Source organism: Pseudomonas sp. RC10-4-2, assembly GCF_050433085.1.
Taxonomy (GTDB): Bacteria; Pseudomonadota; Gammaproteobacteria; order Pseudomonadales; family Pseudomonadaceae; genus Pseudomonas; species Pseudomonas aeruginosa.
Genome location: NZ_JBNPXX010000003.1, coordinates 64994 through 78406, shown reverse-complemented (window position 1 = coordinate 78406; position 13413 = coordinate 64994). Strand labels below are relative to the sequence as shown.

The 13413-nt window shown below is 63.9% G+C and carries 10 protein-coding genes and 1 CRISPR repeat array; all 10 genes read left to right on the top strand.

Translation table 11 applies throughout. From position 1 onward, the window contains the following. The 10 genes from FHW81_RS16045 to cas6f all read left to right on the top strand — a co-directional run bounded on the left by FHW81_RS16045 (position 1) and on the right by cas6f (position 12805). Positions 1-1419 (top strand): OprD family porin, encoded by a 1419-nt coding sequence (locus FHW81_RS16045; RefSeq protein WP_023122083.1) that lies wholly within the window; start codon positions 1-3, stop codon positions 1417-1419. Between the two features lie 32 nt (positions 1420-1451). Next, positions 1452-2372, top strand: a complete 921-nt coding sequence (locus FHW81_RS16040; RefSeq protein ID WP_003116914.1) for a SphA family protein — start codon at positions 1452-1454, stop codon at positions 2370-2372. A gap of 820 nt (positions 2373-3192) precedes the next feature. Beyond that, positions 3193-3507, top strand: a complete 315-nt coding sequence (locus FHW81_RS16035) for a hypothetical protein (RefSeq protein ID WP_003113065.1) — start codon at positions 3193-3195, stop codon at positions 3505-3507. 270 nt (positions 3508-3777) lie between these two features. Next, positions 3778-4405: a CRISPR direct-repeat array (repeat unit 28 nt; unit sequence GTTCACTGCCGTGTAGGCAGCTAAGAAA). 260 nt (positions 4406-4665) lie between these two features. Continuing rightward, the gene (gene cas1f, locus FHW81_RS16030) at positions 4666-5640 is read left to right on the top strand and encodes a type I-F CRISPR-associated endonuclease Cas1f (RefSeq protein WP_004349917.1); all 975 of its coding nucleotides are present in this window, start codon (positions 4666-4668) and stop codon (positions 5638-5640) included. Then, positions 5637-8522, top strand: coding sequence for a type I-F CRISPR-associated helicase Cas3f (gene cas3f, locus FHW81_RS16025; RefSeq protein WP_253948316.1), 2886 nt, complete (start codon positions 5637-5639; stop codon positions 8520-8522). Before cas1f ends, cas3f begins: the two co-directional genes overlap by 4 nt. A 93-nt stretch (positions 8523-8615) precedes the next feature. After that, positions 8616-8867 carry a hypothetical protein gene (locus FHW81_RS16020; RefSeq protein WP_253948317.1) on the top strand — a complete coding sequence of 84 codons (252 nt, stop codon included), beginning with the start codon at positions 8616-8618 and terminating at the stop codon, positions 8865-8867. A gap of 57 nt (positions 8868-8924) precedes the next feature. Next, positions 8925-10229 (top strand): type I-F CRISPR-associated protein Csy1, encoded by a 1305-nt coding sequence (csy1, locus tag FHW81_RS16015; RefSeq protein ID WP_009876497.1) that lies wholly within the window; start codon positions 8925-8927, stop codon positions 10227-10229. Next, positions 10216-11199: a type I-F CRISPR-associated protein Csy2 gene (gene csy2, locus FHW81_RS16010; protein ID WP_009876498.1), complete on the top strand. Its 984-nt coding sequence runs from the start codon at positions 10216-10218 to the stop codon at positions 11197-11199. The genes csy1 and csy2 overlap by 14 nt, the downstream gene beginning before the upstream one ends. A gap of 10 nt (positions 11200-11209) precedes the next feature. Continuing rightward, positions 11210-12238, top strand: a complete 1029-nt coding sequence (gene csy3, locus FHW81_RS16005; protein WP_003143949.1) for a type I-F CRISPR-associated protein Csy3 — start codon at positions 11210-11212, stop codon at positions 12236-12238. A 3-nt stretch (positions 12239-12241) separates the two neighbouring features. Continuing rightward, a complete protein-coding gene (cas6f, locus tag FHW81_RS16000) occupies positions 12242-12805 on the top strand; it encodes a type I-F CRISPR-associated endoribonuclease Cas6/Csy4 (protein WP_009876500.1) in 564 nt (187 codons plus the stop codon). Positions 12806-13413 lie beyond the last annotated feature (608 nt).

Sequence of the window (13413 nt, the reverse complement as noted above, 5' to 3'; positions counted from 1 at the left end):
ATGCCTGATTCCTCCATGAAGCGCGGGGCTACGCTCTGCCTTGCCCTTGCCATAGGTCCGGGCTCGCTCCTGGCCGACGACTCCCTGGGCCATCGCGACAACATCAGCACCGGCCTGAACCAGCGGCAGAAAGCCGAAATGAAGGTGCCGCCGGGCTTCGTCGAAGGCTCGACGCTGAACGGTTTCATCCGCAACTACTATTTCGCCCGCGACAACCACGACACCCCGTCCCGCCGCGACCAGCGCGAATGGGCCCAGGGCCTGATGCTGTCGTTCCGCTCCGGCTATACCGACACGCCGATAGGCATCGGCCTGGATGCACACGCCTTCTACGGCCTGCGCCTGGACGGCGGGGGTGGCAGCGGCGGCGCCGGCGTGCTGCCGCTGGACTCCGCCGGTCGCCCCGCCGACAGCTTCTCGGCGGCCGGCGCGGCCCTCAAGCTGCGCGGCCTGGACAGCCTGCTGAAGATCGGCGACCAGTTGCTGGAGAACCCGGTGATCGCCAGCGGCGTCAGTCGCATGGTGCCGCAGAGCTACCGTGGCGTGACCCTGAAGAACTACCATTTCCGCGCGCTCGAACTGGACGCCGGCTTCGTCGAAGCCACCCGCCTGCGCAACCAGAGCGGCCACAGTCATCTCACCAGCGGCTACGGCAACGGCACCAAGGGCGGTATCGCCGCCGATCGCGAAAGCCCGCACATCGCCTGGCTGGGCGCCAGCTACAGCGCCCCCGGCGGCAGCCAGGCGACGCTCTACAGCGGCCGCCTGGAGGATATCTGGAACCAGCACTACCTCGGCCTCAGCCAGCCGTGGCGGCTTTCCAGCCAATTGACCCTGACGCCCTGGCTGCATTACTACAAGACCCGCGACCAGGGCCGCAGCCAGCTCGGCCGGATCGACAACGACCTCTACAACGCCGGCCTGACCCTGGCCGGCGGCGGCCAGTCGCTGAGCCTCAGCCTGCAAAAGGTCGATGGCGACACCCCGTTCGACTTCATCGCGCAGAACGACCGGACCTTCCTCTACGAAAGCAACGCCATGCAGTACGCCGACTTCAACGGCCCCGGCGAGCGCTCGTGGAAGATTCAGTACCAGGCCAGCCTGGCCTTCCTCGCCGCCCCGGACTGGCAGTTCGGCGCCGCCTACGGCCGTGGCCAGGCCGACCTGACCCGGGTCGACCCGGACAGCGCGGGCTATGGCTACCTCTACAACCCCAATGGCAAGAACGCCCAGCACTGGGAACGCGACCTGTCGCTGCGCTACGCCTTCCCCGCCGGCCCGGCCAAGGGCCTCAGCGTGACCCTGCGCTGGGCCACCCACCGCCCCGGCGAAGGCTACACCGCCCCCGGCAACACCCGCGGCAACTCCAGCTCCGACGAATACCGGGTGGTGGTCGACTACCCGATCAGGTTGCTCTGAACCCACGGAACCAGAAAAAGAGAAATCCCCTCATGCGTGCAGCCCTGCTACCCACCTTCGGCGCCCTCTCCGCCGCGCTCTGCCTGGAGGCCCGCGCCGACGCCGTCGCGCTGCCGCCGCTGGCGCTCGGCAACACCAGCTTCATGGACGGCGTCAGCCGTCCCGGCATGCTCTTCGAACTGCCCCTGCAATACGTTCGGGCGAACAACGCCAGCGATGCCGGCGGGCATTCGGTTCCCGGACGGCAACGGGTTCGTGGCACCACGCTGTTGCCGCACTTCGCCTACCTCAGCCAGAACACCCTGCTCGGCGCCCACTACGGCGCCGAAGTGCTGCTGCCGCTGGTACGCCTGGACCTCGATATCGACGGCGGCCCGGACGGCCGGCGCACCCGCCAGGGCGACCTGATCGTCAGTCCGCTGATGCTGCAATGGGGGCCCGCTACGCTGTTCGGCCGCCCCTACTGGCAGCGCCTGAACTTCGTCTTCTCCCTGCCCACCGGCGACTACGACAAGGACGCCGCGATCAACACCGGCAGCAACACCTGGATCTTCAACCCGCACTACGCCTTCACCTGGGAACTGGGCGAGCGCCTGGAACTCAGCGGCCGCCTGCACTACGCCTGGATCAGCCGCAACGACGACCCCTCGCCGCGCCTGGGCGCAAACGACGTACAGCCGGGACAGGCGCTGCACGCGAACTTCTCGATCTCCTACGCGCTGGACCCGCACTGGCGGATCGGCCTGGCCGGCTACCAGTTGAAACAGATCAGCGCCGACCGCATCGACGACCACCGGCAGGCCGACTCGCGCGAGCAGGTCTTCGGCATAGGCCCGGGGGTGATGTACAGCCAGGGCAGGCAAACGCTGTTCGCCAACCTCTACGCCGAAAGCGGCGCGCGCAACCGCAGCGAAGGCAACCAACTGACCCTGCGCTACCTGCTGGCGTTCTGAATCGGCGGATAACGCCCTGGAAACGCCGACACCTCCCCGGGTCCGTAGGGCGAATAACCGCTCGCGGTTATCCGCCGCTTAACCGCGACATCGGCGGATGACGCCCATGGCGTTATTCGCCCTACGCACCCCGGAAACGCCGGACAGCACCCCAACTCCGTAGGGCAAATAACCGCTCGCGGTTATCCGCCGCTTATCCGCGATATCGGCGGATAACGCCCATGGCGTTATTCACCCTACGCACCCCGGAAACGCCGGACAGCACCCCAACTCCGTAGGGCAAATAACCGCTCGCGGTTATCCGCCGCTTATCCGCGACATCGGCGGATAACGCCCATGGCGTTATTCGCCCTACGCACCCCGGAAACGCCGGACAGCGTCCCAACTCCGTAGGGCGGATAACCGCTCGCGGTTATCCGCCGCTTATCCGCGATATCGGCGGATGACGCCCATGGCGTTATTCGCCCTACGCACCCCGGAAACGCCGGACAGCGTCCCAACTCCGTAGGGCGAATAACCGCTCGCGGTTATCCGCCGCTTAACCGCGACATCGGCGGATAACGCCTGTGGCGGTATTCGCCCTACAGGCCCTGGAAACGCCGGACAGCTCCCCCGGACATTTCCGCAGGCTCTCTCAGAAGCCCGGGAATTGGATAAAAACCCAGTAGGAGGATGATGGAGGGGCCGGCAAATCCGTCCCGCAGGGACAGGACCGAACGGCACTGCCCTCTATTTTCTGAGGGCAAAAAAGACGCGGGCCGCAGGTGGTGGAACACCTACGACCCGCTAACCACAACCCAGCTTACTAAGGAGCTGACCCATGGCTAAGCCGAATGATACGTCCAACCCCGAGGTAACAGAATCGTCCCCCCGCTTCGTCCCGCTGCTACCCACCTCCCAGGCCGACATGTGTCCGCGTAGCGCCACCCTGTACGTAGACACCCATGCACTCCCCACGCACTTGTTCGACAACGCGAAAGTGCGCTTGAGGTCGGCAATCAACATCCTGGCCATGACCCGTTTGCTCGATGAGAAAGAAGAGCCCGGCGGCACCCTGGCCTACATCAACGGTGCGTTGCTGTCGCTGCTCAGCGATGCCTTGTCCGAAATCGAGGCGGGCCACCCGAGCCTGTAGCGCCGCTCCCTGGCGCGACGCCCCCGGCCTGGCCGGGGGCTTTGCGGCATCGCCCATCACAAGACCTTTTGCCCTCGAACGGCATGGTTGATCGCCGTCCCGGTCCTCGCGAAACGGCCTCCAATTGCCCGAAACTTCCGACCCTTTTTTCGGACGATTTCTTACGCCCTTATAAATCAGCAAGTTACGAGGCCTCGAAAAAAGAGGGTTTCTGGCGGGAAAAACTCGGTATTTCTTTTTCCTTCAAATGGTTATAGGTTTTCGGAGCTAGTTCACTGCCGTGTAGGCAGCTAAGAAATGCGAGCAGCTTGCCGCTTGCGGCCAACGCCTGTTCACTGCCGTGTAGGCAGCTAAGAAAGCATCCTTGAAGCTGGTTTTCTTCTCGACCGCGTTCACTGCCGTGTAGGCAGCTAAGAAAACTTGGAAGCTCCCATTCGCCGGCTTCAGAACGTTCACTGCCGTGTAGGCAGCTAAGAAATGATGCCCGACATGGGTCGGTTCGCGGGAACCGTTCACTGCCGTGTAGGCAGCTAAGAAATCGTAGGCAGCCCGGTACGCTGCCCACACACTGTTCACTGCCGTGTAGGCAGCTAAGAAACAAATGGGCGTGGTCGCACCCGTTGCCCACCAGTTCACTGCCGTGTAGGCAGCTAAGAAATGGCCGCTCGGCGTCGTCTCGTTCGCCACCTGGTTCACTGCCGTGTAGGCAGCTAAGAAAGCGGAATCATCTCGCCGGCCGTCTTCGTGCTCGTTCACTGCCGTGTAGGCAGCTAAGAAACCGGACGCCCCTAATCTGGAGGGCTCCTGGCAGTTCACTGCCGTGTAGGCAGCTAAGAAATTTCCCCGCGAGGCATAGCAGGGATATCTTGTGTTCACTGCCGTGTAGGCAGCTAAGAAACTCGAACCCACCTCGGCCACAACAGCCGCCGGGTTCGCTGCCGTCTAGGCAGAACCACCCTCCCCATCCCACTACCAAACATCCGAATATAAAGTTCCTACCCCGCCCGCCAGCCTCGCCCGTCCACGACAATGTGCCTCGCTTGGAAGCTCACGCTCCTCATACAGACGAAAACGGGGTAGCGGCAATCGGCCATATCCGCTAAACAGTTGCCTTGGCGCAGAATTCGATAGATCCGATAGGGACAGGCCACGGTCAACATGGACGACATTTCTCCCAGCGAACTGAAGACGATCCTTCACTCCAAGCGTGCCAACCTGTACTACCTGCAACACTGCCGGGTACTGGTCAACGGCGGGCGGGTCGAGTACGTCACCGACGAAGGCCGGCATTCGCACTACTGGAACATCCCCATCGCCAACACCACCAGCCTGTTGCTGGGCACGGGTACCTCCATTACTCAGGCAGCCATGCGCGAACTGGCCAGGGCCGGGGTATTGGTAGGCTTCTGCGGCGGCGGCGGAACGCCGCTGTTCAGCGCCAACGAAGTGGACGTCGAGGTGTCCTGGCTGACGCCGCAGAGCGAATACCGCCCCACCGAATACCTGCAGCTCTGGGTCGGCTTCTGGTTCGATGAGGAAAAACGCCTGGAGGCCGCCCGGCACTTCCAGCGGGTCAGGCTGGAGCGGATTCGCCACAGTTGGCTGGAAGATCGCGTATTGCGCGACGCCGGCTTCGCCGTCGATGCCACCGCGCTGGCAGTTGCCGTGGAAGATTCCGCCCGAGCGTTGGAGCAGGCTCCCAATCATGAGCATCTACTGACCGAAGAAGCGCGCCTGAGCAAGCGCCTGTTCAAGCTCGCAGCCCAGGCCACCCGCTACGGCGAGTTCGTCCGCGCCAAGCGCGGCAGCGGCGGCGACCCGGCCAACCGCTTCCTCGACCATGGCAACTACCTGGCCTACGGCCTCGCGGCGACCGCCACCTGGGTGCTGGGCATTCCCCATGGACTGGCGGTACTACACGGCAAGACCCGGCGCGGAGGCCTGGTGTTCGATGTGGCGGACCTGGTCAAGGACTCGCTGATCCTGCCGCAGGCATTTCTTTCCGCCATGCGCGGCGACGAGGAACAGGACTTCCGCCAGGCCTGCCTGGACAACCTGAGCCGCGCACAGGCCCTGGACTTCATGATCGACACGCTGAAAGACGTGGCGCAGCGGAGCACGGTGTCCGCATGAACATCCTGCTGGTGTCGCAATGCGAAAAGCGCGCCCTGAGCGAAACCCGCCGCATTCTCGACCAGTTCGCCGAACGCCGCGGCGAACGGACCTGGCAAACGCCCATCACTCAAGCCGGACTGGATACCCTGCGACGCCTGCTGAAGAAAAGCGCACGGCGCAACACCGCCGTAGCCTGTCACTGGATCCGCGGCCGCGACCACAGCGAACTGCTGTGGATCGTCGGTGATGCCAGCCGCTTCAACGCCCAGGGTGCGGTGCCGACCAACAGGACCCGCCGCGACATCCTGCGCAAGGAAGACGAGAACGACTGGCACAGCGCCGAGGACATCCGCCTGCTGACGGTGATGGCAGCGCTGTTCCACGATATCGGCAAGGCCAGCCAGGCCTTCCAGGCCAAACTGCGGAACCGCGGCAAACCGATGGCCGATGCCTATCGTCACGAATGGGTATCACTGCGCCTGTTCGAAGCCTTCGTTGGCCCAGGCAGCAGCGACGAGGACTGGCTGCGGCGCCTGGCGGACAAGCGAGAGACGGGCGATGCCTGGCTGTCGCAACTGGCCAGGGACGACCGGCAACCCGCGCCACCCGGCCCGTTCCAGAAAAGCCGGCTACCGCCGCTCGCCCAGGCGGTCGGCTGGTTGATCGTCAGCCATCATCGCCTGCCCAACGGGGACCATCGCGGCAGCGCCTCGCTGGCACGCTTGCCGGCCCCCATCCAGAGCCAATGGTGCGGCGCACGCGACGCAGACGCAAAAGAAAAGGCCGCCTGCTGGCAGTTCCCCCACGGCCTGCCCTTCGCCAGCCCCCATTGGCGCGCCAGGACAGCGCTATGCGCGCAGAGCATGCTCGAGCGTCCCGGCCTGCTGGCTCGGGGGCCGGCCTTGTTGCACGACGCCTACGTCATGCATGTGTCCCGACTGATCCTGATGCTCGCGGATCACCACTATTCCAGTCTCCCTGCCGACTCCCGGCTGGGCGACCCGAACTTCCCCTTGCACGCCAACACCGACCGGGACAGCGGCCAACTCAAGCAGCGCCTGGACGAACACCTGCTCGGCGTCGCCCTGCACAGTCGCAAGCTCGCCGGCACCCTGCCACGCCTGGAGCGACAACTACCGCGCCTTGCCCGGCACAAGGGCTTCACCCGCCGGGTCGAGCAGCCGCGCTTCCGCTGGCAGGACAAGGCCTACGACTGCGCGATGGCCTGCCGCGAGCAGGCTATGGAGCATGGATTCTTCGGCCTCAACCTGGCGTCGACCGGTTGCGGTAAGACCCTCGCCAACGGCCGCATCCTGTATGCGCTGGCCGATCCGCAACGCGGCGCGCGTTTCAGCATCGCTCTCGGCCTGCGCAGCTTGACCCTGCAAACCGGGCAGGCCTACCGCGAGCGGCTCGGCCTGGGCGACGACGACCTCGCTATCCTGGTCGGCGGCAGCGCCGCCCGCGAACTGTTCGAAAAGCAGCAGGAGCGCCTGGAGCGCAGCGGTAGCGAGTCAGCCCAGGAACTGCTGGCGGAAAACAGCCATGTACATTTCGCCGGCACGCTCGAGGACGGCCCTCTACGCGAGTGGCTCGGCAGGAACAGCGCGGGAAACCGCCTACTCCAGGCGCCCATCCTGGCCTGCACCATCGACCACCTGATGCCCGCCAGCGAAAGCCTGCGCGGCGGACACCAGATAGCGCCACTGCTCCGCCTGATGACTTCCGACCTGGTGCTCGACGAGGTCGACGACTTCGATATCGACGACCTGCCCGCCCTGTCGCGGCTGGTGCACTGGGCCGGCCTGTTCGGCAGCCGCGTGCTGCTCTCCTCCGCGACCCTGCCGCCAGCCTTGGTGCAGGGCCTGTTCGAGGCCTATCGCAGCGGCCGGGAAATCTTCCAGCGCCATCGTGGCGCTCCCGGACGCGCTACGGAAATCCGCTGCGCCTGGTTCGACGAGTTTTCCAGTCAATCCAGCGCCCACGGCGCCGTAACCTCCTTCAGCGAAGCGCACGCGACCTTCGTCGCCCAGCGCCTGGCGAAGCTCGAGCAACTGCCGCCACGTCGCCAGGCGCAGCTATGCACCGTGCATGCCGCTGGCGAGGCCCGTCCCGCGCTGTGCCGCGAGTTGGCCGGGCAGATGAATACCTGGATGGCTGACCTGCATCGCTGCCATCACACCGAACACCAAGGACGTCGCATCAGTTTCGGCCTGTTACGGCTGGCCAACATCGAACCCCTGATCGAACTGGCCCAGGCCATCCTCGCCCAGGGTGCGCCCGAGGGGTTGCATGTCCATCTGTGTGTCTACCATTCGCGGCATCCCCTTCTGGTCCGCTCGGCCATCGAGCGACAACTCGATGAACTGCTGAAGCGTTCGGACGACGACGCCGCCGCGCTGTTCGCTCGTCCGACGCTGGCCAAGGCGCTCCAGGCCAGCACGGAGCGGGATCATCTGTTCGTCGTACTCGCCTCGCCGGTGGCGGAGGTCGGTCGCGACCACGATTACGACTGGGCCATCGTCGAACCCTCCTCCATGCGCTCGATCATCCAGTTGGCCGGGCGAATCCGCCGCCATCGCTCCGGCTTCAGCGGCGAGGCCAACCTGTACCTGCTATCGCGCAATATCCGCTCGCTGGAAGGGCAGAATCCGGCGTTCCAGCGGCCCGGCTTCGAGACCCCCGACTTCCCTCTTGACAGCCACGACCTGCACGACCTGCTCGACCCCGCCCTACTCGCCCGCATCGACGCCAGCCCACGAATCGTCGAACCGTTCCCACTGTTCCCACGCAGCCGGTTGGTCGACCTGGAACACCGACGCCTGCGCGCGCTGATGCTTGCCGACGACCCACCGTCGTCCCTGCTCGGCGTACCGCTCTGGTGGCAAACCCCGGCATAGCTCAGCGGCGCCCTGCAAACCAGCCAACCATTTCGCGCAGGCGCCAAGGAGCGATGCTACGCCCTGCTGCCGGACGAGGACGACGAGGAGCGCTTGCATTTCAGCCGCTACGAAGAAGGGACCTGGAGCAACCAGGACAACCTGTTGCGCAACCTCGACCTCACCTATGGCCCGCGCATCCAGACATGGGGCACGGTCAACTATCGGGAGGAGCTAGTCGCAATGGCCGGCCGCGAGGACCTCGACCTGCGTCAATGCGCCATGCGCTACGGCGAGATGAGATTGCGAGAAAACACCCAGGGATGGAGCTACCACCCTTATTTGGGGTTCAAGAAATACAACTGAGGAGCACAGCTTTCGAATGCGAGCACTCGTCAATGACAATCGACCAAGGAGGCATGGATGACCTCTCCCCTCCCAACGCCTACGTGGCAGGAGCTTCGCCAGTTCATCGAATCCTTCATCCAGGAGCGCCTCCAGGGCAAGCTGGACAAACTCCATCCCGACGAAGACGACAAGCGCCAGACATTGCTGGCCACCCACCGGCGGGAGGCCTGGCTGGCAGATGCCGCCCGGCGGGTTGGCCAGTTGCAGTTGGTGACCCACACGCTCAAGCCGATCCATCCCGACGCCCGCGGCAGCAACCTGCACAGCCTGCCGCAAGCACCCGGGCAACCGGGCCTCGCCGGTTCCCATGAGCTAGGTGACAAGCTGGTCAGCGATGTGGTGGGCAATGCCGCGGCGCTGGACGTATTCAAGTTTCTCAGTCTCCAGTATCAGGGTAAAAATCTTCTGAACTGGCTGACAGAAGACAGTGCCGAGGCATTACAGGCGCTGTCCGATAACGCCGAACAGGCTCGCGAATGGCGGCAAGCGTTCATCGGCATCACGACCGTCAAAGGCGCTCCCGCGTCCCACAGCCTGGCCAAGCAGTTGTACTTTCCCCTGCCCGGTTCCGGCTACCACCTGCTAGCACCGCTGTTTCCCACCAGTCTGGTGCATCACGTCCACGCTCTGCTCCGCGAAGCGCGCTTCGGCGACGCGGCCAAGGCGGCACGCGAAGCGCGCAGCCGCCAGGAGTCATGGCCCCACGGATTCAGCGAGTACCCCAACCTGGCGATCCAGAAGTTCGGCGGTACCAAGCCGCAGAACATCAGTCAGTTGAACAACGAGCGCCGTGGCGAGAACTGGTTGCTGCCAACGCTTCCGCCGAACTGGCAAAGGCAGGATGTAAACGCGCCGATGCGGCACTCTTCGGTCTTCGAGCATGACTTCGGAAGAACTCCTGAAGTATCCCGCCTAACCCGTACCCTGCAGCGTTTTCTTGCCAAGACAGTCCATAACAACCTCGCCATCCGCCAGCGGCGTGCCCAATTGGTGGCGCAAATCTGCGACGAAGCCCTGCAATACGCCGCCCGTCTGCGCGAACTGGAGCCCGGCTGGAGCGCAACCCCCGGGTGCCAACTGCATGACGCGGAGCAGCTCTGGCTCGATCCGTTGCGCGTACAGACCGATGAGACGTTCTTGCAGCGCCGACTACGAGGTGACTGGCCTGCCGAGGTCGGAAATCGCTTCGCCAACTGGCTGAACCGGGCGGTCAGCAGCGACAGTCAGATACTGGGTAGCCCGGAAGCCGCCCAATGGAGCCAGGAGCTGAGCAAGGAACTGACGATGTTCAAGGAGATACTCGAAGATGAGCGTGACTGATCCCGAGGCGCTGCTGTTGCTGCCACGCCTGTCCATCCAGAACGCCAACGCCATTTCCAGCCCCTTGACCTGGGGTTTCCCTTCGCCCGGCGCTTTCACCGGATTCGTCCATGCCTTGCAGCGTCGAGTCGGAATCTCCCTCGATATCGAACTGGACGGTGTCGGCATCGTCTGTCACCGCTTCGAAGCGCAGATATCGCAACCGGCCGGCAAGCGCACCAAGGTCTTCAACCTGACCCGCAATCCGCTGAACCGCGACGGCTCCACCGCAGCCATCGTCGAAGAAGGTCGCGCCCATCTGGAGGTCAGTCTGCTGCTCGGAGTGCATGGCGATGGTCTGGACGATCACCCCGCACAGGAAATCGCCAGGCAGGTACAGGAGCAGGCTGGCGCCATGCGCCTCGCCGGTGGCAGCATCCTGCCCTGGTGCAATGAGCGCTTCCCGGCTCCGAACGCCGAACTGCTGATGCTGGGTGGCAGCGACGAACAGCGGCGCAAGAACCAGCGCCGGCTTACCCGCCGCCTGCTCCCCGGCTTCGCCCTGGTGAGTCGCGAGGCGTTGTTGCAACAACATCTGGAAACCTTGCGTACCACGCTCCCCGAAGCCACCACGCTCGATGCACTGCTCGATCTTTGTCGAATCAACTTCGAGCCTCCTGCAACCTCGTCCGAAGAAGAAGCATCGCCGCCCGATGCAGCCTGGCAAGTGCGCGACAAGCCCGGCTGGCTGGTGCCGATCCCGGCTGGCTACAACGCCCTGTCACCCCTGTACCTCCCCGGCGAAGTGCGAAATGCCCGTGATAGGGAAACACCGCTGCGCTTCGTCGAAAACCTCTTCGGTCTGGGCGAATGGCTCAGCCCCCATCGCGTCGCCGCGTTATCGGACCTGCTTTGGTATCACCACGTCGAGCCTGACAAAGGGCTCTACCGCTGGAGCACACCCCGTTTCGTCGAACACGCCATCGCATAAGGAAATCAGCATGTCCAAGCCAATACTGAGCACCGCTTCCGTCCTCGCCTTCGAACGTAAGCTCGACCCTTCCGACGCCCTTATGAGCGCTGGCGCCTGGGCGCAACGCGACGCCTCGCAGGAATGGCCGGCCGTGACCGTGCGCGAGAAGTCCGTACGCGGCACCATCTCCAACCGCCTCAAGACCAAGGACCGTGACCCGGCCAAGCTGGACGCCTCGATCCAATCGCCCAACCTGCAGACGGTGGACGTGGCCAACCTGCCGAGCGACGCCGACACCCTCAAGGTCCGCTTCACCCTCCGCGTGCTCGGCGGCGCCGGAACGCCGTCTGCCTGCAACGACGCGGCCTACCGTGACAAGCTGCTGCAAACGGTCGCCACCTACGTGAACGAGCAGGGCTTCGCCGAGCTGGCTCGTCGTTATGCGCACAACCTGGCCAACGCCCGCTTCCTGTGGCGCAACCGGGTGGGCGCGGAAGCAGTGGAAGTCCGTATCAACCATATCCGCCAGGGCGAGGTGGCTCGCGCCTGGCGCTTCGACGCCCTGGCCATCGGCTTGCGCGACTTCAAGGCCGACGCCGAACTGGACGCGCTCGCTGAACTGATCGCCAGTGGCCTCTCAGGCAGCGGGCATGTCCTGCTCGAAGTGGTCGCCTTCGCCCGTATCGGCGATGGCCAGGAAGTCTTCCCCTCCCAGGAACTGATCCTCGACAAAGGCGACAAGAAAGGCCAGAAGAGCAAGACCCTGTACAGCGTGCGCGATGCCGCGGCCATCCACTCGCAGAAGATCGGCAATGCCCTGCGCACCATCGATACCTGGTATCCCGACGAAGATGGCCTCGGCCCCATCGCCGTGGAGCCCTACGGCTCCGTCACGTCCCAGGGCAAAGCCTATCGCCAGCCCAAGCAGAAGCTGGACTTCTATACGCTGCTCGACAACTGGGTACTGCGCGACGAGGCGCCCGCCGTGGAGCAACAGCACTATGTGATCGCCAACCTGATCCGTGGCGGCGTGTTCGGTGAAGCCGAAGAGAAGTAAGCCATGGACCACTACCTCGACATTCGCTTGCGACCGGACCCGGAATTTCCCCCGGCGCAACTCATGAGCGTGCTCTTCGGCAAGCTCCACCAGGCCCTGGTGGCACAGGGCGGGGACAGGATCGGCGTGAGCTTCCCCGACCTCGACGAAAGCCGCTCCCGGCTGGGCGAGCGCCTGCGCATTCATGCCTCGGCGGACGACCTTCGTGCCCTGCTCGCCCGGCCCTGGCTGGAAGGGTTGCGGGACCATCTGCAATTCGGAGAACCGGCAGTCGTGCCTCACCCCACACCGTACCGTCAGGTCAGTCGGGTTCAGGTGAAAAGCAATCCGGAACGTCTGCGGCGGCGGCTCATGCGCCGGCACGATCTGAGTGAGGAGGAGGCTCGGAAACGCATTCCCGATACGGTCGCGAGAGCCTTGGACCTGCCCTTCGTCACGCTACGCAGCCAGAGCACCGGACAGCACTTCCGTCTCTTCATCCGCCACGGGCCGTTGCAGGTGACGGCAGAGGAAGGAGGATTCACCTGTTACGGGTTGAGCAAAGGAGGTTTCGTTCCCTGGTTCTGAAGAACCCCGTCAGCGCCTTATCGGCATGTCCGCAACGAAGTCCCATGGAAAGGGACTTCGTTTCGACTGGTGACCCCGGCCGACAGCGAACCGCATCAATCGATACTTCAGGGCTGCTGGCCGTTTCTTGACGACCTATGTGGCAGTGAAATCGCCCGAAGCCCGCTTATGAACTTCGAGACATTTTTTTGCTGCCTATACGGCAGTGAACGTTGTTGCCGTCTGCGCCCTGGTCGCGTTCCTTTTCTTAGCTGCCTATACGGCAGTGAACTGAAGTCGGCGGCGACGATGTGCAGCGTCACCTTTCTTAGCTGCCTATACGGCAGTGAACTTGCTCCGTTGATGGTCAGGATGGGGGCAACGTTTTCTTAGCTGCCTATACGGCAGTGAACAAGACCAAAAAACCATCAACCTTCCCAGCTCCAAGGGCTCCAGCGCCAAAGCCCGGAAAAACCCCTCTTTTTGCAGCGATCTCTAACCCTTTGATCTAAAAGGGCTTTAAAAAACCACCAAAAAAAGGGTTCCCAAGCATAGCGTCCATCCCCTGTTTTCTCCATGCCGGCGTAATGTTCAGAACGGCCTAGCTGTTCAGCGGGCTTGTGCCATCG

Excerpts from the sequence above, each read along its gene's own strand:
- cas1f (WP_004349917.1), top strand. The coding sequence starts at position 4,666 with ATGGACGACATTTCTCCCAGCGAACTGAAGACGATCCTTCACTCCAAG.
- FHW81_RS16040 (WP_003116914.1), top strand. The coding sequence starts at position 1,452 with ATGCGTGCAGCCCTGCTACCCACCTTCGGCGCCCTCTCCGCCGCGCTC.
- cas6f (WP_009876500.1), top strand. The coding sequence starts at position 12,242 with ATGGACCACTACCTCGACATTCGCTTGCGACCGGACCCGGAATTTCCC.
- csy3 (WP_003143949.1), top strand. The coding sequence starts at position 11,210 with ATGTCCAAGCCAATACTGAGCACCGCTTCCGTCCTCGCCTTCGAACGT.
- csy2 (WP_009876498.1), top strand. The coding sequence starts at position 10,216 with ATGAGCGTGACTGATCCCGAGGCGCTGCTGTTGCTGCCACGCCTGTCC.
- csy1 (WP_009876497.1), top strand. The coding sequence starts at position 8,925 with ATGACCTCTCCCCTCCCAACGCCTACGTGGCAGGAGCTTCGCCAGTTC.
- FHW81_RS16035 (WP_003113065.1), top strand. The coding sequence starts at position 3,193 with ATGGCTAAGCCGAATGATACGTCCAACCCCGAGGTAACAGAATCGTCC.
- FHW81_RS16045 (WP_023122083.1), top strand. The coding sequence starts at position 1 with ATGCCTGATTCCTCCATGAAGCGCGGGGCTACGCTCTGCCTTGCCCTT.
- cas3f (WP_253948316.1), top strand. The coding sequence starts at position 5,637 with ATGAACATCCTGCTGGTGTCGCAATGCGAAAAGCGCGCCCTGAGCGAA.